The sequence below is a fragment of the Streptomyces sp. NPDC045022 genome (genome assembly GCF_056432605.1).
Window position 1 is genome coordinate 100,126 of the sequence record NZ_JBWKIR010000014.1, and the last position, 24,396, is coordinate 124,521.

At 72.5% G+C, this 24,396-nt stretch carries 17 protein-coding genes and 1 pseudogene; 13 read left to right on the forward strand and 5 right to left on the reverse strand.

The window, feature by feature from the left end; all coding sequences use genetic code 11:
* Nucleotides 1–4 precede the first annotated feature (4 nt).
* Complete coding sequence (locus tag AC07C1_RS24660) at nucleotides 5–523, reverse strand: YwqJ-related putative deaminase (RefSeq protein ID WP_478942258.1); 519 nt, start codon at nucleotides 521–523, stop codon at nucleotides 5–7.
* Nucleotides 524–785: 262 nt separating this feature from the next.
* On the opposite strand from AC07C1_RS24660, the gene AC07C1_RS24665 reads away from it, so the two are divergent.
* From AC07C1_RS24665 to AC07C1_RS24675, 3 genes are all read left to right on the forward strand, one after another.
* Complete coding sequence (locus AC07C1_RS24665) at nucleotides 786–1,796, forward strand: SMI1/KNR4 family protein (RefSeq protein WP_478942260.1); 1,011 nt, start codon at nucleotides 786–788, stop codon at nucleotides 1,794–1,796.
* A 10-nt stretch (nucleotides 1,797–1,806) separates the two neighbouring features.
* Entirely contained in the window at nucleotides 1,807–5,208 is a 3,402-nt protein-coding gene (locus tag AC07C1_RS24670) for an SUKH-4 family immunity protein (protein WP_478942262.1), read from the forward strand.
* A gap of 234 nt (nucleotides 5,209–5,442) precedes the next feature.
* Complete coding sequence (locus tag AC07C1_RS24675; RefSeq protein ID WP_478942400.1) at nucleotides 5,443–6,315, forward strand: cellulose-binding protein; 873 nt, start codon at nucleotides 5,443–5,445, stop codon at nucleotides 6,313–6,315.
* Nucleotides 6,316–6,387: 72 nt separating this feature from the next.
* On the opposite strand, the gene AC07C1_RS24680 is transcribed toward AC07C1_RS24675, so the two are convergent.
* The 3 genes from AC07C1_RS24680 to AC07C1_RS24690 form a co-directional block, all read right to left on the reverse strand.
* Nucleotides 6,388–8,028, reverse strand: a complete 1,641-nt coding sequence (locus AC07C1_RS24680; protein WP_478942264.1) for a sodium/solute symporter — start codon at nucleotides 8,026–8,028, stop codon at nucleotides 6,388–6,390.
* Nucleotides 8,025–8,426, reverse strand: a complete 402-nt coding sequence (locus AC07C1_RS24685) for a DUF485 domain-containing protein (protein ID WP_478942265.1) — start codon at nucleotides 8,424–8,426, stop codon at nucleotides 8,025–8,027. The genes AC07C1_RS24680 and AC07C1_RS24685 overlap by 4 nt, the downstream gene beginning before the upstream one ends.
* A gap of 300 nt (nucleotides 8,427–8,726) precedes the next feature.
* A complete protein-coding gene (locus AC07C1_RS24690; RefSeq protein ID WP_478942267.1) occupies nucleotides 8,727–10,220 on the reverse strand; it encodes an MFS transporter in 1,494 nt (497 codons plus the stop codon).
* Nucleotides 10,221–10,628: 408 nt separating this feature from the next.
* Between AC07C1_RS24690 and AC07C1_RS24695 the strand changes: the two genes are divergently transcribed.
* From AC07C1_RS24695 to AC07C1_RS24710, 4 genes are all read left to right on the forward strand, one after another.
* Nucleotides 10,629–11,417, forward strand: a complete 789-nt coding sequence (locus AC07C1_RS24695; protein WP_478942269.1) for an ABC transporter ATP-binding protein — start codon at nucleotides 10,629–10,631, stop codon at nucleotides 11,415–11,417.
* Nucleotides 11,414–13,996 carry an ABC transporter permease gene (locus AC07C1_RS24700; protein ID WP_478942271.1) on the forward strand — a complete coding sequence of 861 codons (2,583 nt, stop codon included), beginning with the start codon at nucleotides 11,414–11,416 and terminating at the stop codon, nucleotides 13,994–13,996. The genes AC07C1_RS24695 and AC07C1_RS24700 overlap by 4 nt, the downstream gene beginning before the upstream one ends.
* Nucleotides 13,997–14,264: 268 nt before the next feature.
* Complete coding sequence (mfd, locus tag AC07C1_RS24705) at nucleotides 14,265–17,798, forward strand: transcription-repair coupling factor (protein ID WP_478942273.1); 3,534 nt, start codon at nucleotides 14,265–14,267, stop codon at nucleotides 17,796–17,798.
* A 28-nt stretch (nucleotides 17,799–17,826) separates the two neighbouring features.
* Entirely contained in the window at nucleotides 17,827–18,186 is a 360-nt protein-coding gene (locus AC07C1_RS24710; protein ID WP_478942274.1) for a MerR family transcriptional regulator, read from the forward strand.
* A gap of 10 nt (nucleotides 18,187–18,196) precedes the next feature.
* Here AC07C1_RS24710 and AC07C1_RS24715 read toward each other — a convergent pair whose 3' ends face one another.
* The gene (locus AC07C1_RS24715) at nucleotides 18,197–18,958 is read right to left on the reverse strand and encodes an SDR family NAD(P)-dependent oxidoreductase (protein WP_478942276.1); all 762 of its coding nucleotides are present in this window, start codon (nucleotides 18,956–18,958) and stop codon (nucleotides 18,197–18,199) included.
* 199 nt (nucleotides 18,959–19,157) lie between these two features.
* Between AC07C1_RS24715 and AC07C1_RS24720 the strand changes: the two genes are divergently transcribed.
* The 6 genes and pseudogenes from AC07C1_RS24720 (at nucleotide 19,158) to AC07C1_RS24745 (ending at nucleotide 24,381) form a co-directional block, all read left to right on the forward strand.
* Nucleotides 19,158–19,874 (forward strand): HNH endonuclease family protein, encoded by a 717-nt coding sequence (locus AC07C1_RS24720; RefSeq protein WP_478942278.1) that lies wholly within the window; start codon nucleotides 19,158–19,160, stop codon nucleotides 19,872–19,874.
* A gap of 127 nt (nucleotides 19,875–20,001) precedes the next feature.
* A pseudogene (locus tag AC07C1_RS24725) lies at nucleotides 20,002–20,253 on the forward strand (SAM-dependent methyltransferase); the annotation flags it as partial.
* A 183-nt stretch (nucleotides 20,254–20,436) separates the two neighbouring features.
* Complete coding sequence (locus AC07C1_RS24730) at nucleotides 20,437–21,153, forward strand: hypothetical protein (protein ID WP_478942280.1); 717 nt, start codon at nucleotides 20,437–20,439, stop codon at nucleotides 21,151–21,153.
* Between the two features lie 38 nt (nucleotides 21,154–21,191).
* Complete coding sequence (locus tag AC07C1_RS24735) at nucleotides 21,192–22,685, forward strand: protein kinase domain-containing protein (RefSeq protein ID WP_478942402.1); 1,494 nt, start codon at nucleotides 21,192–21,194, stop codon at nucleotides 22,683–22,685.
* A 70-nt stretch (nucleotides 22,686–22,755) separates the two neighbouring features.
* On the forward strand, nucleotides 22,756–23,583 hold the full coding sequence (locus tag AC07C1_RS24740; RefSeq protein ID WP_478942282.1) for a glycoside hydrolase domain-containing protein: 828 nt from the start codon (nucleotides 22,756–22,758) through the stop codon (nucleotides 23,581–23,583).
* A 147-nt stretch (nucleotides 23,584–23,730) separates the two neighbouring features.
* Entirely contained in the window at nucleotides 23,731–24,381 is a 651-nt protein-coding gene (locus AC07C1_RS24745) for a SurA N-terminal domain-containing protein (RefSeq protein ID WP_478942284.1), read from the forward strand.
* The last annotated feature ends 15 nt before the right edge of the window (nucleotides 24,382–24,396 follow it).

Below are 24,396 nucleotides of genomic sequence, written 5' to 3' on the forward strand. Positions count from 1 at the left end.
GGGGTTATCGGTCGACGGTTGCCGTGGGGTCGACGATGCGCACGCCGAAGTGGGCGCTGAGGGCGGTGCAGGCGCGGCAGGGGGTGGCGAAGCTGCCGTGCAGGGGGTCGCCGTCCTCGCGTATGCGGCGGGCGGTGAGTTTGGCTTGCTTGAGCGCTTTACGCGCTTCGCCGTTGCTCATGGGTCTGCGGGCGGCGCGTTTGCTGCGGGCGGCGTCGGCGGCGGTGATGTGCCGGGAGATGAGAATGGTTTCGGCGCAGCGGCCGGTGAAGCGGTCGCGTTGGGCGCTGGTGAGGGTGTCGAGGAAGTCCTGGACCAGGGGGTGCAGGGCTGGGGGTTCCTCGCCGCGGGCGGCGGTGCCGGTGAGGGTGGCGCCGCGGACGGAGAGGGCCGCGGCGACGGTGGGCAGGATGCCGTCGCGACGGTGGCGGAGGGTCGGGGCGGGGGGTGTGCCGTGGCCGCTCCAGCCGATGCGAGGATCGCCGGCCCGCACGTCCGTACCACCGGTCTGCAAGGCGTTCATCGTCGTTCTCCCCTTCGCGGGCGTCCCCCGAAGGACACAGGGTGCCAAATGCCGTGGCTGGTGTGGAAGCTGGGGCGCCGCGACACGCCAGGACCGGGGCGGGTGGTGACGTTGGGGTGACGACTGGTCACACAAGCGGAGGGGTGGTGTCCGCGGGGAGGTGATGGGCCGGTGACCGGGGTTCGTGTACCGCATAGGCTGTCGCCATCCGCGATCGACACCGCCGTTCAGGCCAGAGAGAACGCCGCAGGGGGCAACCGCCATGACGACAGGTCGGCTCGGGCAGCAAGCCGCGCCGCCGAACGCGGCCTACGCCGGGCAGGTCGTGCACTTCCCGGATCCGGTCCGGGCGGCACGTCACCCGAGAGGGGTACGGGTCGATGAGCATGGTTACCCGGATTTCTCGCCGTACGCGCGCGTGGCGGTGGAGATCGCCGAGCCGCCGGAGGGTTTCGGTGTCGACGAGTTGCGGCTGACGGACTTCGTGTCGGCGAACGCGGCGTTGGCGGCGGACGGGCACGAGTTGTGGGACACGGTGCCGGATGTGGCCACGCCGCACGGCTGGACGTGGCATCACGTGGCGGGCACGCGGCGGCTGGAGCTGGTGCCGGTCGAGGTGAAGGCGTTGCTGCGGCACCACGGTGGGGTGGCGTCGGCGCGGGTGGATCACGCCAAGCGGGGGACGCGGCCGTTGCAGGAGACGCGTCCGGCGCATTTCGGGCTGCCGAAGTCGGGTGTGGCGGTGACGGAGACGCAGGTGCAGGGTGTCGAGGAGGACCTCGGCTACCGGCTTCCCGGTGCCTACCGTTCGTTCCTGAAGGCGGCGGGCGGCTGCGCGCCGGTCGGTACGGCGCTGGACGCCGAGCTGGGGTTGCTGGTGGACCAGCCGTTCTTCACGGTGCGGGACGAGGCCGCGGTCAATGATCTGGTGTACGTCAACAAGTGTCTGCGCGACCATCTGACGAAGGACTACCTGGGCGTCACGTTCGTGCAGGGTGGTCTGCTCGCGGTGAAGGTGAAGGGCGAGCGGGTCGGTTCGGTGTGGTTCTGCGCGTACGACGATGTGCGGGACGTGGATCCGTCGTGGTCGCCGGCGGAGCGGGTGGAGCGTCTGCTGCTGCCGTGCGGTGACGATTTCGATGTCTTCCTGTCCCGGCTGGCCGGCAGTCCGCCGGAGTTGGAGACGGTGGCCAATCTGATGGTGGACGGCGGTTTCGCCCGTGTCGTCCCGGTGTCTTCCGGCTCGGTGTCTTCCGGCCCGGTGGGGGAGTGAGCTGCAGGCGATGGTGACCTACGCGCAGGCGCAGGAGCGCGCCGAGGAGTGGATCAACGGCGACGTCCCCGCGTACCAGCACCGTGAGGTGCGGGTGCGGGAGTTCGAGCTGGGTTTCGTGGTGTGGGGCGAGGACCGTGCGGAGGGCCCGCGTTCGGACGCGGGCGGGCAGCGGCTGGTTCTCGCCCGGGACAGCGGGGAGGCCACGCTGTGGCCCGCGCTGCCGGTGGGTGAGGTGATCCGCCGGTACGAGGAGGAGTACGGCCGGGCCGAGGAGCCTCGGGACGCGGTGCCGGCGGCTGCCGCGGCTCGGGTCGATCTGAACCAGACGTCGTTCCTGCTGTCTCCGCCGGAGTGGCTGCAGGAGGCGGCGGACAAGCTGGGCATCGAGGACCGGCGGCGCGGCGGTGAGGGTGGTGCCGGCGCTCCGGAGGGGGTTGCTTCCACCGCGGGCGTGGGGTCCGGTGCGGGCGCTGGTGTTGGTGCCGGGGGCCTGAACGCCGGTGCCGGGGACGGGGCTTCTGTCGGTGGTGCCGGGCTGGCGGAGACGCAGGCCGGGGTGCCGGGGGAGGCCCGGGGGGTTTCCGGGGTGCCCGGGGCGTCCGGGGCTGCCGCGGTCTCCGCGGCATCCGGGGCGTTCGGTGGGGTGCAGGGTGGGGGTGGCGCGCCTGGCGCTTCCGGCGTGCCCGGGGCTGCTGCCGGTGCCGGTGCCGGTGCGCCGGGTTCCGGTGGTCCCGGTGTGCCTGGTGGCCCGGGGGTGCCCGGGGTCGCTCCGGCTCCGGTGGATGCGCCTCCTGGGGCCACGCCCTGGGCCGGTACGGACACGAACGCGGACGCCGGTGAGGACGACCGTTCCGTGCCGTTGCCGGCGACGGTGTTCGCGCCGCCGTTGAGCGACTCGGCCGACGACGTTCCGCGGCCACGGGCGGCGGAGCCGGATGCCAAGACGGCGTTGATGTCGAGGGGCAGTCAGCTGCCGCCGACGGCGGTGGCGCCGGTGCTCGATGCCTCGAACCCTCCGGGAGGCCAGGACTTTTCGCCCGGCACGCAAGCCGGTCCGACCGCTCCTTGGGGTGCTGCGCCGGGGGCGCATTCTGGCCCTGGTGGTGCGCCGGGGGTGCCCGATGCCGCGTATGCGCCGGGCGCGCCCGCAGCACCCGGGGCGCCTGTCGGCCCCGGGGCACCGGGCGCTCCGCAGGGCGGCACGCCGCCGTACGGCTACCCGCAGGCGCCGGCCGCCCCCGGTACGACCCCGCCGGGCGTACCCGCCTATCCGTCGGCGCACGGCACACCGCCCGCGTCCCCCGCTGCTCCCGGCACGCCGGGCGTTCCGCAGGGCAGCACGCCCCCGCCGCCCCCGGGCGCCGCGTCGTACGGCTACCCGCAAGGTGCTCCGGGGTACGGCTACCCGCAGGCGCCGGGTGGTGCGCCGAACGAGCCGCGGCCTCCCGCGGGACCGGATGCGTCCGCGCGGCATCTCGCGCCGAACGCCGGTGACATCGCGGACGCCGCGACGAGCAAGGCGGCCCCGCCGCCGAAGAAGGCACGCGGTGGGGTGGGCGCGCCGCCTCCACCGCCGGGTGTCCCTGGTACGCCGGGCGCGCGCCCCGGGAGCGCGGCGGCTTCGCCCGCGCCGGGTGCGTCCGCGGGTGGGTATGTGCCGACGCAGCTCGTGTCGGCGCTCGGCCCCGAGGGGCCCGGGCCTCAGGGGCCGGTCGGTGCCGGTGCGCCGGCTGGTCCGGGGGGTGCCGGCGGGGCGCAGGTGCCGGGGGCTCCCAACCCGCCCGCCGCGCCTTCGGGTGCTCCGGGCGGCACGCCTCGGGGCAACGTGCACCACGCGGCCACGGTGCTGGCCGACCCCAGCCAGTTGGGCGGCGGCGCGCCAAAGCCTCCGGGCGCCCCGGGTGTTCCGGGTCCGTCCGGGATGCAGGGCGGCCCGGGCGCTCCGGGCATGCCGAACCCGCCTGGTGCTCCCGGGGTCCCGAACGCTCCCGGCATGCCGAACCAGCCCGGTGCTCCGGGGGTCCCGAACGCCCCGGGGGTCCCGAACGCCCCGGGGGTGCCGCAGGCACCGGGTGCTCATGGGGCCGTCGGTGTGCCCGGTGCGCCGCAGGTTCCAGGCGCCCCGGGTATGCCGAGCCCGCCCGGTGCTCCCGGGGTCCCGAACGCCCCGGGCGGGCCTGGTGTGCCCGGCGTCCCGGGTGCTCCCGGTGGTGCGCGCGGTGCCGTGCACCACGCCGAGACAGTGCTGTCCGCGCCCCCCGTCGCCGGCCCGGGCGCACCCCCGCCGCCCGCCCCCGGCGCACTCGGTGTGCCGGGCGCTCCGGGAGGCCCGGGCCATCCGGGCGCCCCGCAGCAGATGCCGTCGGGCGCGGTGCCGCCGCCGGGCGCGCCGGTGCCGGGACAGCCACCGGCGTACGGGTATCCGCAGCAGGCGCAGCCGACGGTCGGCCCCGGTTATCAGGCGGTGCTGCGCTATCGCGCGCAGGACGGTTCGGAGCAGCAGCTGATCCGGCGTTCGGCGCCGGGCACGCCGCACCCGGAGTGGCAGATCTTCCACGAGCTGCGCGCGATGAACGTGCCGCCGGACCAGGTACTGGAGCTGCACACCGAACTGGAGTCGTGCGAGCTGCCGGGCGCCTACTGCGCGCGGATGATCCGAGAGCAGTGGCCGCAGGCGCGGATCGCGAGCATCGCACCGTACGGCACGGACCACGCGAGCCGCCAGCAGGGCATGCAGCAGTTGCTGGCGCACCAGGGTGAGCTGCACCAGGTGGCGGACGGCCCCGCGCGGCCGGCGCCGGTGCGGGCGCCGCTACCGCCGGTGCAGGCCGCGCCGGCGATCCCGCCGGAGGGCATCGCGCAGGAGCTGGCGGCGGCGTTCGGGCCGGGGATCTTCCGGTTCGAACAGCAGGCGGTGTCCCGGCAGGGTGTGCCGCCGATCGTGGCGCACATGCTGGTCGTGGCCGGGTTGCCGCTGGACATGGGCCCGTTCTTCTGGGCGCAGGCACAGCCGGGCCGTCCGGTGCCGACGCTGGCGGAGCTGGCTGCCGAGCGTGGGGTGCAGCCGGCGGCGGACGCGGGGTCGTACCTCGTCATGGGCACCGACTTCGGCAAGGCGATCTGTGTGCAGTACGGCACGGCGAACATCGTGGCCGTGCCGGTGGAGGCGGGGCCGGGCGGTGCTCCGGTGCCGCCGCAGTTCGTGAACAGCGGGCTGCCGGAGTTCGCGCGCTGCCTGGCGCTGCTGGGCCGGATGTGGCGCCTGCGGTATGGGCTGAACCAGGAGCAGGCGGGCCGCTGGACCGTCGACTTCCAGGCGCAGCTGGCCGCCCTGGACCCGGCGGCGCTCGGCTCTCCGGAGAGCTGGTGGTCGGTGCTGCTGGAGCAGATGTGGGACGGGTTGCTGTAGCGCAAGCAGGCCGGGTGTGAGCGGATCATGCCCTTCACGCGCGCGTGGAGGGCATGACCGGCCGGTGCACGATCAGCCACCCTCCCCACCGATCGCGAAGTGCGGCATCTGGACCGTGACGTGACTGCGGAGTGTCGCGTTATGAACACTCACGTCCGATCCATCAGGATATGCGCGGAATCATCCCGTCGTGTATGTCCGGTGGAGAGGGGTTGCCAGGTGAGCAGCGCATCGATGTCGCCGCACGACTTCGTGATGGTCCGGGGGCGCGGCTACCGCCCCGAGCAGGTTGACGCGTACCTGGCGGCGCTGTGGCAGGACCGGGACGCCGCGTGGGAGCGCGCCGCGCGCCTGACCGTGCTCGCCAAGGACATGGACGCGGAGGCGGCGCGGATGCGCGAGGTCGTCTCCCGGCTCGTGCCGCAGACGTACGAGGCACTCGGTGAGGGCGCGCGGCGCCTGTTCCAGCAGGTGCTGGACGAGGCGGCGGACCTCAGCGAGCGCACCCGGCGTGAAGCGCACGAGCACGTCACGCAGGCGCAGGCGCGCGCCGAGGACGTGCGCCGGGAAGCGCAGGAAGCGGCGGAAGCGCTGCGTGAGGAAGCCGACGAGCGCGCCCGCCAGTGGCTCCTCGCCGCCCACGCCGAGGCCGACGAAATCCGCATCGGCGCCCGGCGTGCGGTGAAGGAACAGCGCGGAGAGGCCCTTGCCGCGTTGCGCGAGGCACGGCAGCGGACCACCGGCATGCTCGCCGAGCAGTCCCGGGAGCACGCCGAGCGCTGGGCGGCGGCGGAGCGCGAGGAGGCCGAGACGGCGGCCGCGCTCGAGGCCCGGCTCGCCGAGCGGGTCGGTCGGGCCGAGCACGCGCTGTCCGAGGCCGAGCGGGCGTTCGGTGAGGTCGAGGAGTCCACGGGCCGCTGCCAGGAGGAGGCACACGCGCGTGCCGCCGAAATCATCGCCGAAGCGCGCATGTGCGAGGAGCGCATCGCCCGGGAGACGGAACGGGTGCTGCGCGAACACGGCGAGACCTGGGACGACGTACAGGCGCACATGGACAGCGTGCGCAGCAGCCTGATCTCGCTGACGGGCCGGGCCGCCCTGGAGTAGCGGCCGCCACAGACCCCGCGCGGGGGCCGGGCGGCCGGCCGTGCCGGTGCCCCCCCCGCCCCCGCCGACGCGTCACTTGCGCACCGCTCCCGCCAGGATCCGCCCCTCCACCGCCTCGTACTGGCGCCGTTGCTGCTCCGCCTTCGCGCGGCCCGACACCACCGTGCCCAGCCAGCCGAAGAAGAAGCCGGCCGGGATGGAGACGATGCCGGTCGTGGTGAACGGGAACCAGTTGAAGTCGGCGTGCGGAAAGGCCGAGACCGGCGAGCCGGAGACGAGTTTGGTGCCCGGCATGAGCAGCAGCACGGTCAGCGAGCCCCCGATCAGCGTGCTCAGCAGCCCGCCGCGGGTGTAGCGGCGCCAGAACAGGCCGTAGACCAGGGCCGGGGCGAGGGCGGAGGCGCCCAGGCAGAAGGAGAGCGTCACCAGGGGCTGCAGGCTGTACTGCTGCACCAGGGTGGCCAGCAGGATGGTCGGGACGCCTATGGCGAGCGCCGAGAAGCGGGCCAGGGCCATCTCACGGCGGGCCGGCATCTCCTGCACGCGGGCCGAGAAGACGTCGTGGGCCAGGGAGTTGGCGCAGGCCAGGATCATCCCGGCCACCGAGGCGAGCAGGGTCAGGAAGATCGCGGTGGTGACCATGGTGAACAGGAAGGTGTCCGCCGTCGACACGTCGGCACCGAACGCCGCCCGTGAGCCCAGCAGGTACGCCGTGTTGCCCTGCGGATCGGCCGCGGCGATCACCGCGGGCCCCACCAGCGCCGTGGCGCCGACGCCCACCACCGTGATGACCAGGACGAACAGGGCGACGATCGACACCGCCCAGGACATCGAGCGGCGCACCTGGCGGGCGCTGGAGGCGGTGTACATGCGCATGGTGATGTGCGGCAGACAGGCGCCGCCGAGCACCACGGTCAGCTCCGAGGCGATCATGTCGAGGCGGGAGCCGGCTCCGGTGCCGAACTCCAGCCCGGAACGCAGGAAGGCCGGCCCGGCCCCGCTCCGCCGTGACGCCGCGGCGAACAGCGCGCCCGGGTCCCAGTCGAAGCGGCGCAGGATCAGCAGGGCGACGACGGCGCCCGAACCGACCAGCATCACGATCTTCAGGATCTGGATGAGCGCGGTGCCCTTCATACCGCCGATCGCCGCGTAGGCGATCATCAGGGCGCCGACTCCCATGACGCATCCGGTCTCCAGCGACTCGTTGGAGAAGCCCAGGATGAATGCCATCAGCTGCCCGGTGCCGGCCAGTTGGACCAGCATCAGCGGCAGTAGCGCGGCGATCGTCACCGCGCACACCGTGATGCGCACACAACGCCCCGGCAGCCGGCGGGCCAGCGCGTCGCCCATGGTGAACCGGCCCGCGTTGCGCAGCGGTTCGGCCAGCAGGAACATCAGCAGCATCAGCGACAGCGCCGTGCTGAGGGCGAGGACGACCCCGTCGTACCCGCACAGGGCGATCACTCCGCCGGTGCCGAGGACGGTGGCAGCGGAGATGTAGTCGCCCGCGATGGCGAGGCCGTTGCGCAGCGGGGACAGGGAGCCGTAGCCGGTGTAGAACTCGTCGAGGTCGTCGCGGTCGGGGCCGGTCATGACGCACAGCAGCAGGGTCACCGTGGCGACGGTGGAGAAGGCGACCAGGGACATGGCCTGGGCGGAGTCGCTGAAACCGGTGAAGCCCGGGACGGCGGGACTGCCCGCGGCGCCGGTCATCGCGTCGCTCCTCGCCGGGCGTCCAGTTCGGTCTGTTTGCGGATGCGGTCCGCGAGCGGATCGACGTGCCGGCGCGCGGTGTGCTCGTACAGGGCGATCGCGAGCCAGGTGACGGGGAGCTGGAGGAGGGCGAGCAGCAGGCCGGCGGGGATGCCGTCGGTGACCGTGTTCGTCATGACGCCGGGCGCGCACGCGGACAGGACCAGGAACAGCGTGAAGTAGCCGAGCGCGGTGAGCGTGGCGGTGCGCCGCTGCCAGCGGTAGGCGCTGCGCAGCACGCGCAGGTCGCTGTGGTGGCCGAGGGGTTCGCGGGGCGGCCGGTGGGACGGGCGGGGCGGTTCGGGCGGGGCGGGCTGCCAGGGGTAGGTGTACGACGGTTGCGCCGGGTCGTAGGACATCCCGGGGCTCCTTGCGTGGCTCGGGTCCGTGGCGGCGGACCGCAGGGAGGTGGGGGAGCGGAGCCACGCACGCTACTCGCGGAGTCCGGGCCGCGCGGCGTTTTCACCAAACTGGCCAGTCGGTATGCGCTTACTACACGTAAACGCCTCCGGAGGGGGGTACCCGCGTCAACCAGCGGATATCCGCCCGGAGTCGCATGGTTTCCGGGCGTGTTCTCCGCGCAGCGTTCCGGAGCGATCACGCGCCGGTACGCGACCGTGGTCTCGGACCGGCACCTCTGCGAACGCCCGTGGAAACGCTTACTCCTTGAGCACCGGGAACCTACGCGGCGCCACCAGCAGCAGCACCAGGAACGCCAGCGCCGCCGCCGCGGCCGCGCCGAGGTACACCGCGTGCACCGCCTCGGCAATCGCCCGCCGGGTCGCCTCCGGGGCCGTACCGGCGTCCAACGCGCGCGTGACGGAGTCCAGGTCGCCGGCCCCGCCCAGTCGCGCGGCCAGCACCCCGTTGGCGACGGCGCCGAACAGGGACGCGCCCAGGGTCTGCCCGGTCTGCCGGCAGAAGAGGACGGACGCGGTCGTGGTGCCCCGCTCCGACCAGCCCACCGTCGACTGCACCCCGACGATCAGCGGCAGCTGGAACAGCCCCAGCGCCCCGCCCAGCAGCAGCATCAGCAGCGTCGGCTGCCACCACGCCCCGGGATACGGCAGGAACGGGAACGCGCACAGGATCAGCGCCGCCGTCCCGATGCCGAGCAGCGCGGTGTCCCGGAAGCCGATGCGCCGGTAGACGTGCTGGCTGAGCGCCGCCGACAGCGGCCAGCTGAGCGTCCACACCGACAACACGAAACCCGCGGCCACGGGCGCGAGTCCGAGCACCGACTGCGCGTACGTCGGCAGGAACACCGCCGGCGCCACCATCAGCAGCCCCAGTGCGCCGAGCGCCAGATTCACGGCCGCGATCGTCCGGCGCCGCCACACCCAGCCCGGGATGATCGGCTGGGCGGCCCGCCGCTCCACAACCACCACGACGGCGGCCAGCGCCAGCCCCGTACCGAACAGCGCCAGCGACGGCGCGGACCGCCACGGCCACGCGACCCCGCCCTGCACCAGCGCGGTCAGCAGCACCCCGCCGCACGCGAACACCGCGAGCGCACCGGGCCAGTCCACGCGCGCGCGGGCGGCGGCCTCCCGCTCCGGCTCGTGCAGATGACGGACGATCAGCCACAGCGCGGCCGTGCCGATCGGCAGGTTGACCAGGAAGATCCAGCGCCAGTCCGCGTACGCGGCGAGTACCCCGCCGAGCCCCGGTCCGGCGACCGCCGACACCGCCCACACCGTGGACAGCCTGGACTGGATCTTCGGGCGCTCCGCCAGCGGGTACAGATCGGCGGCGAGCGTCTGCACGGTGCCCTGCAACGCCCCGCCGCCCAGCCCCTGCACGATCCGGAACGCGATCAGCGCCCCCATGTTCCAGGCCGCCGCGCACAGCAGCGAGCCCAGCAGGAACACCGCCGCACCGGCCACCAGCACCGGCTTGCGGCCGAAGGTGTCGGACAGCTTGCCGTACACCGGGAGCGTGACGGTGACGGCCAGCAGATAGCCGGAGAACAGCCAGGAGAAGACGGAGAATCCGCCGAGGCCGCTGACGATCTGGGGTACGGCCGTGGAGACGATGGTGGAGTCGAGCGCGGCCAGCGCCATGGCGAGCATCAGCGCGGCGACCACCGCGCCCCGCCGCCGGGTGCTCCGCTCCTGATCGGTGCCGCGTATCGCGGGTGTCGTACCCCCCACCGGATCCCCTCCCCATGGCCCTTGCACCTATCTCCGGTACGACAGCTTCCCACTTGACCCCGACGCGACGGGAGGGTGGAGCCTGACTGGGCCGGAGGGTGGAGGCCACCCCGAGAAGGACTCCACCCGGCGGTGGACGGCCCCTAGGGGTATCTCCGCACTACGGCTCGGGGGAGGTTCGTACCGCCGGAGGAGGAGAAGGGCCCGGTGCCGTCCTTAACCTGGCTTTACGCCGCTGGGGGGCGGCTGACCGAACCGGCGGGGGTGGGGTTTTCCCCCGCACAAGAGGGGGCTTCGCACCAGCGCGCGGCACCCCCGCCGGCCGCGAGACTCATCGACGTACCCAGGACGAACGCTTCGGCACACCGGAGCACCGGCACACCTGCCGACCGATAGAGGAGACATACCGTGACATCGGCTGTGACCATTCCCAGGCACGGGGGCACTGGAGGGCGTACGGCCGTTGCCGCACGGGCGCGGCAGGTCGTGAAGGCGTACGGGTCCGGCGAGACCCGTGTCGTGGCCCTGGACCACGTCGACGTGGACATCGCGCGCGGCCAGTTCACCGCGATCATGGGCCCCTCGGGGTCCGGCAAGTCCACGCTGATGCACTGCCTCGCCGGGCTCGACACGGTGACCTCCGGCCAGATCCACCTGGACGACACCGAGATCACCGGCCTGAAGGACAAGAAGCTCACCCAGCTGCGCCGGGACCGGATCGGCTTCATCTTCCAGGCGTTCAACCTGCTGCCGACGCTGAACGCCATCGAGAACATCACGCTGCCCATGGACATCGCCGGCCGCAAGCCGGACCGGGATTGGCTGGACCGGGTCGTGGAGACCGTCGGGCTCGCCGGACGCCTCAAGCACCGGCCGACCCAGCTCTCCGGTGGCCAGCAGCAGCGCGTCGCCGTGGCCCGGGCCCTCGCCGCCCGCCCGGAGATCATCTTCGGGGACGAGCCGACCGGAAACCTCGACTCGCGCGCGGGAGCGGAGATTCTGGGCTTCCTGCGCCGCTCGGTGGACGAACTCGGCCAGACCATCGTGATGGTCACCCACGACCCCGTGGCCGCCTCCTACGCCGACCGGGTGCTGTACCTCGCCGACGGCCGGATCGTCGACGAGATGTACCAGCCGACGGCCGATCAGGTCCTGGACCGCATGAAGGACTTCGACGCCCGGGGGCGTACGTCATGACCGTGTTGAAGACCTCGATGCGCAACTTCTTCGCGCACAAGGGCCGCATGGCGCTGTCGGCGGTCGCGGTGCTGCTGTCGGTGGCGTTCGTGTGCGGCACCCTGGTGTTCACCGACACGATGAACACCACGTTCGACAAGCTGTTCCAGGCGACGGCGTCGGACGTGACGGTCAGCGCCAAGGGCTCCTCCGACACCGGCGAGACCACCTCCCGCACCGGCAGGCCGCCGGTCGTGCCGGCCTCCGTGACCGGGGAGGTCCGCAAGGCCGAGGGCGTGCGGTCCGCCGAGGGCACGGTGTTCTCCACCTCGGCGACCGTCGTCGACGCCGACAAGGACAAGCTGTCGCCCAGCAGCGGCGCGCCCACCATCGTCGGCAGCTGGAACGGCAACGACGCCCGCACCATGAGGATCACCTCCGGTACGGCGCCCAAGGGTCCCGACCAGGTGATGGTCGACGCCGACACGGCCGACAAGCACCACCTGAAGCTCGGCGACGACATCGGCGTGATCACGGTGCTGGGTACACATCACGCGCGCGTGTCCGGCATCGCCGCCTTCAAGGTCACCAACCCCGGCGCGGCGATCTTCTACCTGGACACCAGGACCGCCCAGCAGACCCTCGTCGGCCGAACCGGCGTCTACACCAACATCAACGTCACCGCCGCCAAGGGCGTGACCGACGCGCAGCTGAAGAAGAACGTCACCGCCGCCCTCGGCCACGACTACAAGGTGCAGACCGCCAAGGAGGTCGCCGACGCCAACCAGAAGGATCTCCAGGGCTTCCTGAACGTCATGAAGTACGCGATGCTCGGCTTCGCCGGGATCGCCTTCCTCGTCGGCATCTTCCTGATCATCAACACCTTCTCCATGCTGGTCGCCCAGCGCACCCGGGAGATCGGCCTGATGCGCGCCATCGGCTCCTCCCGCAAGCAGGTCAACCGGTCCGTGCTCGTCGAGGCCCTGCTGCTCGGCGTGCTCGGCTCCGTACTCGGCGTCGGCGCCGGCGTCGGCATCGCCGTCGGTCTGATGAAACTCATGGGCACCATGGGCATGCACCTGTCCACCGACGACCTGACCGTCGCCTGGACCACCCCTGCGATCGGCCTCCTGCTCGGTGTGCTCGTCACCGTCCTCGCCGCCTATCTGCCCGCCCGGCGCGCCGGCAAGGTCTCCCCGATGGCCGCCCTGCGCGAGACGGGCGCCCCCGCCGACGCCAAGGCGGGTGCCATCCGGGCCGTGATCGGCCTGGTCCTCACCGGCGCGGGCGGCTGGAGCCTGTACGTCGCCGCCACCGCCGACAAGGCCACGACCGGCTCGGGCTGGCTGGGCCTGGGCGTGGTGCTCACCCTGATCGGCTTCGTCGTCATCGGCCCGCTGCTCGCCGGCGGCCTGGTCCGCGTCCTGAGCGCGGTCATGCTGCGGATGTTCGGACCCGTGGGCCGGATGGCCGAGCGCAACGCGCTGCGCAACCCGCGCCGCACCGGCGCCACCGGCGCCGCCCTGATGATCGGCCTCGCCCTGGTCGCCTGCCTGTCGGTGGTCGGCTCCTCCATGGTGGCCTCCGCCACCGACCAGCTGGACAAGACCGTCGGTACGGACTTCATCATCCAGGGCGACAACGAGCAGGACCTGGTCCCGCCGAAGGCGGTGCAGGCCGTGAAGAGCACGCCGGGTCTGGAGCGGGTCACCGAGTACAAGCTCCTGGACGCGACGCTGACCACCCCGGACGGCCAGGTCTCCAGGAAACAGACCATCAACGCGGCCGACCCGACCTACGCGCGGGACCTGCGCACCAAGACGGTCACCGGCCGCCTCGCCGACGCCTACCAGCCCGGCTCGATGTCCGTCTTCGAGGGCTTCGCTAAGAAGCACGGCCTCAAGCTCGGCTCCACCGTCGCGGTCGGCTTCGAGGGCGGTGCGACGGCCAAGCTGACGGTCCGCGCGATCACCAGCGACGACGTCGTCATCGACAAGGGCGCGATGTACGCCTCCATCGCCACGGCCGCCAGGTACGTGCCCGCCGACCGGATGCCGCTCGACCAGCTGGTCTTCGCCTCCGCCGAGGACGGGCAGCAGGCGGCCGCCTACAAGGCGCTCAAGTCCACGCTGCACGACTACCCGGAACTGACCGTGCGCGACCAGACCGACTACAAGAAGGCGCTGAAGGACCAGATCGGCCAGCTGCTGAACATGATCTACGGCCTGCTGGCCCTCGCGATCATCGTCGCGGTCCTCGGTGTGGTGAACACCCTGGCGCTGTCGGTGGTCGAGCGGACCCGGGAGATCGGCCTCATGCGAGCCATCGGCCTCTCCCGCCGCCAGCTGCGCCGCATGATCCGCCTGGAGTCCGTGGTGATCGCCGTCTTCGGCGCCCTGCTCGGTCTCGGTCTCGGCATGGGCTGGGGCGCCACCGCCCAGAAGCTCCTCGCGCTGGAGGGCCTGAAGGTCCTGGACATCCCCTGGCCGACGATCACCGGGGTCTTCATCGGCTCGGCCTTCGTGGGCCTGTTCGCCGCGCTGATTCCGGCGTTCCGGGCGGGCCGGATGAACGTACTGAACGCCATCGCGACGGACTAGTCACGCAGACCCGGCCGGCGACCACCGCACAGCGGGCGCACGGCCGACGACCACCGCATACGGGGGTTGCGGGGGGAAAACCCGGTGCCGGGGAGTCGACGACTTCCCGGCACCGGCCTTTCTCGCTGTCTTTCGGCGCCCGCCGTCATCCGGGGTTGTCCACAGCCCCCCGCGCCGTCGAGCCCGGCGTCGTACGCTGGAGACCCCCGGCCCCGTTCACGAGTCGGGTTGTTCGCGTTGCCCACACCCCGGACGGAAAGCCTCCTCCATGAGCCTGCACGGTCTGCTCGACGCCGTCGTCAAGGACCCCGCCCTCGCGGAAGCGATCACGGCGGCCGCGGACGGCAACCGCATGCACGTCGACCTCGTCGGCCCCCCGGCGGCCCGTCCCTTCGCGGTCGCCGCCCTGGCCCGCGAGGCCGGCCGCCCGGTGCTGGCGGTGACGGCGACCGGCCGTGAGGCCGAGGACCTGGCGACGGCCCTGCGCTCGCTGCTGCCCCCGCAGGGCGTCGTGGAGTACCCCTCCTGGGAGACCCTCCCGCACGAGCGGCTCAGTCCCCGCAGCGACACCGTCGGCCGCCGCCTCGCCGTCCTGCGGCGCCTCGCCCACCCCAGCTCCGACGACCCCGAGACCGGCCCGGTCTCCGTCGTCGTCGCGCCCGTGCGCTCCGTGCTGCAGCCCCAGGTCAAGGGCCTCGGCGACCTGGAGCCGGTGTCCCTGCGGACCGGCCGCACCGCCGACCTGAACGCGGTCGTGGAAGCTCTCGCGGCCGCCGCCTACGCGCGCGTGGAGCTGGTCGAGAAGCGCGGCGAGTTCGCCGTGCGCGGCGGCATCCTGGACGTGTTCCCGCCCACCGAGGAACACCCCCTGCGCATCGAGTTCTGGGGCGACGACGTCGAGGAGATCCGTTACTTCAAGGTCGCCGACCAGCGCTCCCTCGAAGTCGCCGAGCACGGCCTGTGGGCGCCGCCGTGCCGCGAGCTGCTGCTCACCGACGACGTGCGGGCCCGCGCGCGTGCCCTCGCCGAGGAACACCCCGAGCTGGGCGAACTGCTCGGCAGGATCGCCGAGGGCATCGCCGTGGAGGGCATGGAGTCCCTCGCGCCGGTCCTGGTGGACGACATGGAGCTGCTGCTCGACGTGCTGCCCAAGGGCGCCATGGCCGTCGTCTGCGACCCGGAGCGGGTCCGCACGCGCGCCGCCGACCTCGTGGCCACCTCCCAGGAGTTCCTGCAGGCATCCTGGGCGGCCACCGCGAGCGGCGGCGAGGCCCCCATCGACCTCGACGCGGCCTCCCTGTGGTCCATCGCCGACGTCCGCGACCGCGCGCGCGAGCTGGACATGATGTGGTGGTCGGTGTCGCCGTTCGCGGCAGACCTCGAAACGGACGCCGACACCCTCAAGCTCGGCATGCACGCGCCCGAGACCTACCGCGGCGACATCGCGCGTGCCCTCGCCGACACCAAGGGCTGGCTCGCCGACGGCTGGCGCACGGTGTTCGTCACCGAGGGCCACGGACCGGCCGCCCGCACGGTCGAGGTGCTCGGCAACGAGGGCATCGCCGCCCGCCTGGACGTCGACCTCGACGACCTGAGCCCCTCCCTGGTCCACGTCTCCTGCGGTTGCATCGACTACGGCTTCATCGACCCGGCGCTCAGACTCGCCGTCCTCACCGAGACCGACCTCACCGGCCAGAAGGCCGCCGGCCGGGACGGCGCCCGCATGCCGGCCCGCCGCCGCAAGACCATCGACCCGCTCACCCTGGAGCCGGGCGACTACATCGTCCACGAGCAGCACGGCGTCGGCCGCTACATCGAGATGGTGCAGCGCACCGTGCAGGGCGCCACCCGCGAGTACCTGGTCGTCGAGTACGCGCCCGCCAAGCGCGGCCAGCCCGGCGACCGGCTGTACATCCCGACCGACCAGCTGGAGCAGATCACCAAGTACGTCGGCGGCGAGGCACCCACCCTGCACCGGCTCGGCGGCGCCGACTGGACGAAGACCAAGGCCCGCGCGAAGAAGGCCGTCAAGGAGATCGCCGCCGACCTGATCAAGCTCTACAGCGCGCGCATGGCCGCCCCCGGCCACGCCTTCGGCACCGACACGCCGTGGCAGCGCGAGCTGGAGGACGCCTTCCCGTACGCGGAGACCCCCGACCAGCTCACCACCATCGCCGAGGTCAAGGAGGACATGGAGAAGTCGATCCCCATGGACCGCCTGATCTGCGGCGACGTCGGCTACGGCAAGACCGAGATCGCCGTACGGGCCGCCTTCAAGGCCGTACAGGACGGCAAGCAGGTCGCCGTCCTCGTTCCCACCACCCTGCTGGTGCAGCAGCACTTCGGCACGTTCTCCGAGCGGTACGCGCAGTTCCCCGTGAGCGTGAAGGCGCTCTCCCGCTTCCAGACCGACACCCAGGCCAAGGCCGTACTGGAGGGCCTGCAGGACGGCGCGGTGGACATCGTCATCGGCACGCACCGCCTGTTCTCCTCGGAGACCAAGTTCAAGGACCTCGGTCTGGTCATCGTCGACGAGGAGCAGCGGTTCGGCGTCGAGCACAAGGAGCAGCTGAAGAAGCTCCGCGCCAACGTGGACGTGCTGACGATGTCCGCGACCCCGATCCCGCGCACCCTGGAGATGGCGGTCACCGGCATCCGCGAGATGTCCACGATCACCACGCCGCCGGAGGAGCGGCACCCGGTGCTGACCTTCGTCGGGCCGTACGAGGAGCGGCAGATCGGCGCCGCCATCCGCCGCGAACTGCTGCGCGAGGGCCAGGTCTTCTACATCCACAACCGGGTCGAGTCCATCGACCGCGCGGCGGCCCGGCTGCGCGAGATCGTCCCCGAGGCGCGCATCGCCACCGCCCACGGCCAGATGTCGGAGACGGCGCTGGAGCAGGTCGTCGTCGACTTCTGGGAGAAGAAGTTCGACGTTCTGGTGTCGACCACGATCGTCGAGTCCGGCATCGACATCTCCAACGCCAACACCCTCATCGTGGAACGCGGCGACACCTTCGGCCTGTCCCAGCTGCACCAGCTGCGCGGCCGCGTCGGCCGGGGCAGGGAGCGGGGCTACGCCTACTTCCTCTACCCCCCGGAGAAGCCGCTCACCGAGACCGCGCACGAGCGCCTGGCGACCATCGCCCAGCACACCGAGATGGGCGCGGGCATGTACGTCGCCATGAAGGACCTGGAGATCCGCGGCGCCGGAAACCTGCTCGGTGGCGAGCAGTCCGGCCACATCGCGGGCGTCGGCTTCGACCTGTACGTCCGCATGGTCGGCGAGGCCGTCGCCGACTACCGGCGCCAGCTGCAGACCGGCGAGATCGAGGAGGAGCCGCCGCTCGAGGTCAAGATCGAGCTGCCCGTCGACGCGCACGTCCCGCACGACTACGCGCCCGGCGAGCGGCTGCGTCTGCAGGCCTACCGGGCCATCGCCTCCGCCAACTCCGAGGAGGACATCAGGGCCGTCCGTGAGGAACTCACCGACCGCTACGGCAAGCTGCCCGAGCCGGTGGAGAACCTGCTGCTGGTGGCCGGACTCCGGATGCTCGCACGCGCGTGCGGCGTCGGCGAGATCGTGCTGCAGGGCACCAACATCCGTTTCGCACCGGTGGAGTTGCGCGAGTCGCAGGAGCTGCGGGTCAAGCGGCTGTACCCGGGCACGGTCATCAAGCCGGCCGCGCACCAGCTGCTGGTCCCGCGCCCGAAGACCGCGAAGGTCGGCGGCAAGCCGCTGGTCGGCCGGGAACTGCTGGGCTGGGTGGGCGAGTTCCTCGCCTCGATCCTGGGGTCGTAGGAAGTCCGGTACGGGGACGGGGGCGCGCGTGCGGATCGGTGAACTGGCAACGGCGACCGGGGCGACACCGCGCGCCCTGCGCCACTACGAGCAGGCGGGGCTGATCACCTCCGGCCGCGCCGCCAACGGCTATCGCGAGTACGACGCCCGTACGGCCGTACGCGTCCGCAACATCCGCCGGCTGCTGGAGGCGGGCCTCACCCTGGACGACGTACGGGTGTTCCTGCCGTGCCTGGACGGCGATGTCACCGCCGGGCCCGCCTCCGCCAGGGGCCTCGGGGTCGCCCGGGACCGGCTCGCGGTGCTGGACGCGCGGATCGCGGCGCAGACGGCGGTACGGGACCGGCTCGCGGCGGCGCTGCGGGAGGCGGGGGACGCGGCTCTTTGAGCGGGCCGGCTCAGGCGACGACCGCCCCGCCGTCCACCGGCAGCACCACCCCCGTCACGAACGACGCCTGCGGGGAGGCGAGCCGGGTGATGGCCCAGGCGACCTCCTCGGGGCGGCCGATCCGGCCGAGCGGCGTGTGCTCGAGCTGCCACCCGCGGATGGCGGCGCGCTGCTCGGGGGTGTAGCCGGAGTGATCGGCGATCGGGGTGTCGATCGCGCCCGGGGCCACGGCGACCACCCGGATGCCGTGCGGCGCCAGTTCCACCGCCCAGCTGCGGGTCAGCACCTCCAGGGCCGCCTTGCCCGCGGCGTACAGGGAGTTGCCCGGCCAGCCCCGCTGGCCCACCGACGTCGTCACGTTCACCACGACACCCCGGCTCTCCGCCAGCGCGGGGAGCGCGGCCTGGGTGAGCAGGACGGGCGCGAGGAGGTTCGTCTCCAGCAGCGGCCGTACGGAGGCGCGGGTGTACGTGCGCAGGGACTCGGTGCTGACGACCGCCGCGTTGTGGACGAGCACGTCGATCCGGCCGTACCGCTCCACCGTGGCGCGTACGACGGTCCCGGGCCCGTCCTCGGCGGTGATGTCGGCGGACAGGGGCGTGATTCCGGGATGTCCGTCGGCGGTCTCGGCCAGCGGTGCCGTCCGGCGGCCGACGGCGACGACCTGTGCGCCTTCGGCGGCGAACGCGCGTGCGGTGGCGCGGCCGATGCCGGTGCCGGCGCCGGTGACGAGGACGGTACGAGGACGCTGGGTGCGGTGGGTCTCGCTCATGCCGGGATCGTCGGACCCTGACGCCGGTGACAAGGTCAAGTCCCCTAGCGGGCCGAACACCTCTTCGGGGCCGGCCCACTTGCCCCTGTATCACCCCTTTACCGCCCATCTGTTGGGAAAGGAAAGGCGGTTACCGTGGGAAGCGGAACGATCCGCCCGCACCCGGGGGCGGACCAGGGTGAGCGAGGGGGACGGCATCGTGACGCGTCTGAGGGGCGGGGCGGTCACCGCGGTGGCCGTGCTGGTCGCCGTGGCCGGCTGCAAGTCCGAGCAGAGCAAGGGAGCCACCGGGCCCGAGGGGAGCGGCAACGGGGGCGCGGCCCTGACCGCCGCGAACGCACTGACCGTCAAGGGTCGCGCACCCAAGACCGGTTACTCCCGCACCCGTTTCGGAACCGCCTGGGCGGACACCGACTCCAACTCCTGCGACACCCGTGACGACATACTCAAACGCGATCTGCGGGAGGTGAGGTTCAGCGGCGGCACCTGCAAGGTCTCCTACGGCCGGCTCGATCCGGACCCGTACTCCGGCAAGGACATCACCTACCGGCGCGGCCGCAGCCAGGTCGACATCGACCACGTCGTCGCCCTCTCGGACGCCTGGCAGAAGGGCGCCAAGTACTGGGACCCCGGCAAGCGCATAGCGCTGGCCAACGACCCCCTCAACCTCATCGCCGTCGACGCGAGCACCAACCGCGGCAAGGGAGACGGAGACGCGGCCACGTGGCTCCCGCCCAGCAAGGCCTACCGCTGCACCTATGTCGCCGCGCAGGTGGCGGTCAAGAAGAAGTACGGCCTGTGGGTCACCGCCGCGGAGAAGGCCGCGATGAAGAAGGTCCTCGCCACCTGCCCGGACCAGAAACTTCCCTCGGGCGGCAACCCCACCAAGGCACCGGAGCGCTTCCGGGCCCACTGAACGGCCGGACGACCGGTCGATTCCCAACCCCCGCACGGTGCGCGCCGCCTGCCGTGGTGCGCATGAACGTCAGCGTGAGCAGCATCGCCGAGCGGCCCGACCGGCTGCCGGCGGTGCTGGAGATGGCCGACACCTGGCCGGAGTTCGCGGCACCGCCAACAACCGGCAGGCCAGCAGCTACGCCTCCACCGCGACCCGGCTGGACGTGCGCCGTCTGCAGTTGCCCCGGCTCCCGCTGGAGGAACAACGGCGCTTCGGCGCGCGCTTCCGCGCACTCGACGAGTTCGAGCGGGCGCTGCGCCAGGCGAGCCGGCTCGGGGAGCAACTCGTGCGCGGGATGTACGACGGACTCACCGACGGCACGGTCGCGCCCGGCTGATCCCTGACCGCCCGGTGACCGACCGCCGGGCGACCGTGGCGCCGGACAACGGTTCGGTACAGCCCGGGCCGCTTGTCCGTGCCGGGCCATATGCTCGAAGCGACAATGGCCCGACCGGCGTTGCCCGCACCGCCGCGCACGTCGGGCGGACACGTACGCCCACCTCAGGCAACAGGAGCAGCCATGCACGGCCACGGCTACGGACAGCCGGTGAAGCAGCCGCCGCACACCGGGTGGCTGGTCTTGCTGCGCGTGCTGTTCGTGGTGCTCGGGTTCTTCAGCATCGGTTTCCTCGCCTGGGCGATGCTGCTGCGGCTGGCGGCCGTCACGCGCCGGTCGCTGGACTGGGGCCTGTTCGTCGCGGTGCTCGCGGCCGACATCCTCAGCATCGCGCTGATAGCGAACGAGCCCGGCGACGAGATCCACACCACCGGCGGCTATGTGGGCATCCTGCTGCTGTTCGGCACGCTCGTGTGCGCGACGGCGTACTACCTGGCCGCGGACATCCGCCACTTCATGGTGCGGCAGCAGGCGTACGCGGCCCAGCGGCCGGCTCCGGCGTACGGCTACCCCGGCCCCGCGAGCCCGTACACCGCGACGACCGCGCCGAGCGTCCCCTTCCGTCCCACCACGCCGACGGCCCCGGCCGTCCCGCACACCCTGCCGCCGATGCCGCACACGCCCGTGCCCCAGCCCCCGCTGCCCGCCCCGCCGTCCCAGCGCCCGGCGCCCGCCCGGATCGACCAGGTACGGGCCGAACTGGACGAGCTGAGCGACTACCTGCGCCAGCACGACAGCCGGCACGACAGCGACGGCGGCCGGCACGGCGGCCGGCCGGGCGACCGGCCCGACGGCCATGACAACGGCAGGCAGGACGCCGGGCACGAGGGCGGCCGGTGACCGTGGCGGCAGGACGTGTCGTCGCCGGCCGGTACGAACTGTCCACGCTCATCGGACAGGGCGGCATGGGCCAGGTCTGGACGGCCTACGACCAGCGGCTCGACCGGCGCGTGGCGGTGAAACTGCTGCGTCCCGACAAGGTGGCGGGCCAGGAGGCCGACGAGCTGCGCCGCCGGTTCGTGCGCGAGTGCCGGGTGACCGCGCAGGTCGACCACCCCGGCCTGGTCACGGTGCACGACGCGGGCAGCGAGGGCGAGGAGTTGTTCCTCGTCATGCAGTACGTGGACGGCGCCGACCTCTCCGACCACCTCGCCGAGCACGCCCCGTACCCGTGGCAGTGGGCGGTCGCGGTGGCCGCGCAACTGTGCGCCGTGCTGAGCGCCGTGCACGCCGTGCCGATCGTCCACCGCGATCTCAAGCCGCGGAACGTGATGGTGAAGCAGGACGGCATGGTCACTGTCCTCGACCTGGGCGTCGCCTCGGTCATGGACACCGACACCACCCGCCTGACCCACACCGGCTCACCGATCGGCTCGCCCGCCTACATGGCGCCCGAGCAGGCGATGGGCGGCGCGGTCGGCCCGTACACCGACCTGTACGCGCTGGGCGTGCTGCTGCACGAACTGCTCAGCGGTGACGTGCCGTTCGCCGGTTCCACGGCGCTCGGAGTGCTGCACCGGCACCTGTACGAGCCGCCCCTGCCGGTGCGCCGTATCCGCCCCGAGGTCCCTGAGGCGCTCGAGACCCTCGTCCTGCGGCTGCTCGCCAAGGACCCGCAGCACCGGCCGGCGTCCGCACAGGAGGTGTACGAGGACCTGGCCCTGCTCCTGCCCGCGCGGGGGATGCCCACCGGGGCGCCCTTGGACCCCATGCGCCCCTTCCTGCGCCCGCACGCGCCCTGGCCGGACCGCGCACGGACCCCCGCGCCCCAGCCCGCCTCCGTGGCGCCCGCGCCGCCGGTGGCCGACAAACCCGATGTCGCCGCGGCCGTGGACGAGGTCAAACGCCTGCTGGGGGAGGGACGCATCACCCAGGCCGTCGACATCCTCGGCACGATCCTGCCCGCCGCCGCCGAGCAGCACGGTGAGCACTCCCCGGTGGTGCGCACCCTGCGCAAGCAGTACGCGGCCACGCTCATGGACGACGGCCAGTACCGGCGCGCGCTGCCCGAACTGCGCCGTCTCGCCGACGAACGCGCGGCCGAGGCCGGCCAGGCCGATCCGCAGTCACTGCGCTTCCGCTACGAGGCCGCGCAGTGCCTGGAACAGCTCGGCGAACCGGCGGCGGCGCTCGCCGAGTACCGCGCGCTGCTGCCGTACTACGAGAACCGGTACGTCTCCGGCGACCCTCAGCTCGCCCACGAGGTCCGGCGGCGCATCGGCCACCTGCTGCTCGCCCTCGGCGACCGGTCGGCCGCGCACGACACGCTCGCCCGGCTGGTGATGGACGTGGAGCGGGTGCACGGTCCCGGCCATCCGATGGCCGTGGAGATCCGGCGCACCCTGCAATGGCTCGGACAGGTGCGCGGGTAGATTTCGCTCTTGCCCGGGAGATCGTGAACTCCCGGCGCACGACATCAGACACACAGCAGGGGTGGGGTTCATGGCCGGCCATCGGCAGTCGAAGAAGCACAGACACATCACATGGGCGGTGGCCGGCGCGGCCGTCGTGGCAGGGGGCGGCATAGCCGCGCAGACGTCCATGGCCGCCACCACGTGGCCCGCCCAGAAGACCTTCACGGGGCGCGCGTTCGACACCTGCACCGCGCCCTCCCTGTCGGCGATGAAGGCCTGGCACACCGGTTTCTACGGCGCCGCCGCCGTCTACGTGGGCGGCAAGAACCGCGGTTGCGGCCAGCCCAACCTCACCGCCTCCTGGGTGAAGTCGGTCAGCTCCCTCGGCTGGAAGCTCATCCCGATCTACGTCGGCGCCCAGCCGCCCTGCCAGTCCGGTTCCAGCCCGGAGAAGCTGACCGCCTCCACCGCCGCCTCCCTGGGGGCGAAGGACGCCGGCGACGCCGTGGCCAAGGCGTCCGCGCTGGGGATGAAGGCGGGCAGCCCGATCTACCTGGACATGGAGGCGTACGACATCACGAACAGGGCGTGCAACGACGCCGTGCTGACGTACGTACGCGCCTTCGGCAAGGGGCTGCGCGCCAAGACCTACCGGGCCGGCTACTACGGCTTCAGCAGCTCCAGCGCCAAGGCCATCGCCACCGCCAAGGACAAGACGGACCTTCCGGGCAATCTCTGGTACGCGCTGTGGGACAAGCAGAACACGACCACCGCGGACTGGCCGTGGGGCTCCACCCAGTTCACCGGCCACAGCCGTGGCCACCAGTACCTGGTCAACAGCAAGGAGACGCACGGCGGCGTCACGCTCACCGTCGACCGTGACGCCTGGGACGCCCCGGTGGCCGTCACCGGCTGACCCGGAACGCCTTCCGGCCGGGCGCGGCGGTGCCCGAAGCGCGCGCGAATCGTTGGTCGAATGGGTTGGCCACAGCCTGCCCACTGCCTAACATCGATCACCGCAAGACCTTGTGCCCCGCCGCACAATCTCCCCCTGGAGGTTTCCTTGCACCGCCGCCGTCGCACCGCGCTCGTCCTCACCGCCGCGATCGCCGCCGCGGCGCCCGTCCTCACCGCCTGCGGAAACGATGCGCACCCGGGCGCGGCGGCCGTCGTCGGCGGGCAGCGGATCACCGTCTCCCAGCTGGAGAGCCGGGTCAACGAGGTCCGCAAGGCCCAGCGGGCCGCGGTACCGGACGAGACCCAGTACCAGCAGGTCGTCGCCTCCACCGGCAGCCTCACCCGCGACACCCTGCACAACATGGTCCTCGATCAGGTGCTGCACCGTGCCGCGCGGGACGAGGGCATCTCGGTCACCCGCAAGGAGATCCAGCAGATGCGCGCGGGTCTGCAGCAGCAGGCCGGCGGCGCCAAGGGGCTGGAGACGGCCTGGCTGCAGAAGTACGGCATCGCCCCGGCCCGCCTCGACGACAACCTCCGCCTCCAGCTGGAGGCGCAGAAGCTCGCGGCCAAGCTCGGCACCGACACCACCCAGCCCGCCTTCTGGAAGACCCTGTCCAAGGCCTCCGAGGAACTCCACGTCGACCTCAACCCGCGCTACGGCTCCTGGGACGTGCAGAAGAGCAGCCGGGTGGACGCCAGGACGCCATGGGTGCGGGAGGTCACGGCAGCCGGCGACCAGCCGCTGACGGCATAGCCGCAGCACCGGGGC

Coding starts and splice junctions, on each gene's coding strand:
- AC07C1_RS24680 (WP_478942264.1), bottom strand. CDS start 8,028: ATGACCGGCGCCGCGGGCAGTCCCGCCGTCCCGGGCTTCACCGGTTTC.
- AC07C1_RS24715 (WP_478942276.1), bottom strand. CDS start 18,958: ATGAGCGAGACCCACCGCACCCAGCGTCCTCGTACCGTCCTCGTCACC.
- AC07C1_RS24740 (WP_478942282.1), top strand. CDS start 22,756: ATGGCCGGCCATCGGCAGTCGAAGAAGCACAGACACATCACATGGGCG.
- mfd (WP_478942273.1), top strand. CDS start 14,265: ATGAGCCTGCACGGTCTGCTCGACGCCGTCGTCAAGGACCCCGCCCTC.
- AC07C1_RS24675 (WP_478942400.1), top strand. CDS start 5,443: ATGTCGCCGCACGACTTCGTGATGGTCCGGGGGCGCGGCTACCGCCCC.
- AC07C1_RS24670 (WP_478942262.1), top strand. CDS start 1,807: ATGGTGACCTACGCGCAGGCGCAGGAGCGCGCCGAGGAGTGGATCAAC.
- AC07C1_RS24685 (WP_478942265.1), bottom strand. CDS start 8,426: ATGTCCTACGACCCGGCGCAACCGTCGTACACCTACCCCTGGCAGCCC.
- AC07C1_RS24660 (WP_478942258.1), bottom strand. CDS start 523: ATGAACGCCTTGCAGACCGGTGGTACGGACGTGCGGGCCGGCGATCCT.
- AC07C1_RS24665 (WP_478942260.1), top strand. CDS start 786: ATGACGACAGGTCGGCTCGGGCAGCAAGCCGCGCCGCCGAACGCGGCC.
- AC07C1_RS24730 (WP_478942280.1), top strand. CDS start 20,437: ATGCACGGCCACGGCTACGGACAGCCGGTGAAGCAGCCGCCGCACACC.
- AC07C1_RS24700 (WP_478942271.1), top strand. CDS start 11,414: ATGACCGTGTTGAAGACCTCGATGCGCAACTTCTTCGCGCACAAGGGC.